This is a genomic window from Pseudomonas brassicae, assembly GCF_010671725.1.
Lineage (GTDB): Bacteria > Pseudomonadota > Gammaproteobacteria > Pseudomonadales > Pseudomonadaceae > Aquipseudomonas > Aquipseudomonas brassicae.
The window spans coordinates 1-515 of sequence record NZ_JAAHBU010000652.1 but is presented as its reverse complement, the minus strand read 5'-3'; the positions used below and the strand labels follow the sequence as shown (position 1 = coordinate 515).

The following is a 515-nucleotide window of genomic DNA, read 5'->3' as shown; positions in this document are numbered from 1 at the left end:
AAGAGGCCCTACCAGCCGCCGCCCAGGGCCAGGAACAGGCCGATCTGCCCCACCGCCACCTGGGTGTTGGCCGCCGCCAGTTGCGCACGCATATCGGTGTAGCTTCGCGTGGCCTGCAGGTCCGCCAGGAACGATTCGCGCCCGGCCTTGAAGAACCGGTGCGTCTGGTCGGCCGCCAACTGCGCCGAACGCTCGGCCTCGGCCAGTGCATCGCGCCGCTCGAGCAGCGCGCTGTACTGGGCCAGGCTGGTCTGGGTCTCGCGGATGGCGTTGAGCACCACCCCGTCGAACTGCGCCAGCGCCGCCTGGGTCGATGCCTCGGCCTGGCGAATGCGCGCCCGTGAGCCGTTGGTCGGCACGCTCCAGCTCAACAGCGGGCCAAAGCCCCAGCGGTTGGTGGCCGGTTGGCCGAGGTTGTCCAGGATACCGATGGTGCCCACCTGCGCACCGATACTGATGTCCGGGTACAACTGCCCGGTGGCCACGCCGATGCTCGCGGTGGCCGCCGCCAGGCT

1 protein-coding gene is annotated in these 515 nt (G+C 70.3%); it reads right to left on the bottom strand.

What is annotated here, in order from left to right; genetic code table 11:
* Positions 1 to 8: 8 nt before the first annotated feature.
* Positions 9 to 515, bottom strand: a 507-nt coding sequence (locus tag G3436_RS26925; RefSeq protein ID WP_163951405.1) for a TolC family protein, incomplete at its 5' end; no start/stop codon positions are given.